Raw genomic sequence first — 1,488 nt, 5'->3', positions numbered from 1 at the left:
TGCGTCTTTCCCAATCAGCTCACGATTGACCGATCAGCCGTTCCACTTCATGTTCCGTCATGCCACCTTCTTAGTGTTGGCGATCGGGACCTCTGCGGTGATACTTCAAGTACCTTTAGAGCAATGGTTTAAGAAAAGTCATTACTTGCTTTGGGTCTCATTCGGCTTGCTGATTGTTGTACTTCTCGCAGGTAAGTCAGTAAATGGCGCCTCTCGTTGGATTCCGCTTGGTCTGTTCAACTTACAGCCTGCCGAAGTTGCGAAGCTATCGCTGTTCATCTTCATGTCCGGTTATTTAGTCCGTAAGCAAGATGAAGTGCGCCAGACCTTCTTTGGCGGCTTTATGAAGCCAATCATGGTGTTTGCTTTCTTCGCCGTCTTGTTACTTGGTCAGCCGGACTTGGGTACCGTCGTTGTAATGCTGGTTACTCTGTTTGGCATGTTATTTATCGCGGGCGCGAAGCTTACCCAGTTTCTGGCCCTGATGATTGCTGGCATTGGCGCTGTCGTCGGTTTGATCTTGGTAGAACCGTACCGTATGCGCCGTGTTACTTCGTTTCTTGACCCATGGGAAGATCCGTTCGGTAGCGGCTATCAGTTGACTCAATCTTTGATGGCGTTTGGTCGCGGAGAATGGTTTGGTCAAGGGTTAGGGAACTCAATTCAAAAACTGGAATACCTACCAGAAGCGCACACCGACTTTGTATTTGCGGTATTGGCTGAAGAGCTTGGTTTCGTCGGTGTTGTTTTAGTGCTGATGTTGATTTTTAGCTTGGTACTTAAAGCTGTGTATATCGGCAAACGTGCTTTTGAAGAAGGCGAGATGTTTGGTGGTTACTTAGCGTTTGGTATTGGTATTTGGTTTGCGTTTCAAACCATGGTCAATGTGGGCGCAGCCGCTGGTATTGTTCCAACCAAAGGTTTGACGCTTCCACTAATCAGTTATGGTGGTTCCAGTCTGATTATTATGTCCGTTGCAGTGTCCATATTGCTGCGTATCGATCACGAATGCCGCTTGAAACGCGAGCAACAACAATCAGAACAACAGACGAATGAAACAGAATAAACGTTTGATGGTGATGGCTGGTGGTACCGGCGGTCACGTATTCCCAGGTTTGGCGGTGGCAAAGCAGCTTCAAGAACAAGGTTGGGAGATCCGTTGGTTAGGTACAGCGGATCGAATGGAAGCCGATTTGGTGCCAAAGCATGGTATTGAGATCGACTTTATCAAAGTAAAAGGTCTGCGAGGCCAAGGCGTTAAACGTCTTTTAGCTGCCCCTTTTCAAATTATTAATGCCATCATGCAAGCGCGAGCGCACATGAAGCGCTGGCAGCCGGATGCCGTTTTAGGTATGGGCGGCTATGTGAGTGGTCCGGGTGGTATCGCGGCTTGGTTAAGCGGTATCCCGGTTGTTCTACACGAACAAAACGCGGTTGCAGGTTTAACAAATCAATGGCTATCAAAGATCGCCAAGAAAGTCTTTCAAG

At 48.1% G+C, this 1,488-nt stretch carries 2 protein-coding genes; both read left to right on the top strand.

Annotated features, from left to right (window positions below; genetic code table 11):
- Positions 1–1,066 (top strand): cell division protein FtsW (gene ftsW / locus R7O12_RS24580; protein WP_318126665.1); only part of this gene is annotated, 1,066 nt, incomplete at its 5' end.
- Positions 1,053–1,488 (top strand): glycosyltransferase (locus tag R7O12_RS24575; RefSeq protein ID WP_318126662.1); only part of this gene is annotated, 436 nt, incomplete at its 3' end. The genes ftsW and R7O12_RS24575, both read left to right, overlap by 14 nt.

This window comes from Vibrio sp. Vb1574 (assembly GCF_033338675.1).
The sequence above is the reverse complement of the archived record's forward strand: the minus strand, read 5'-3'. Positions and strand labels throughout refer to the sequence as shown.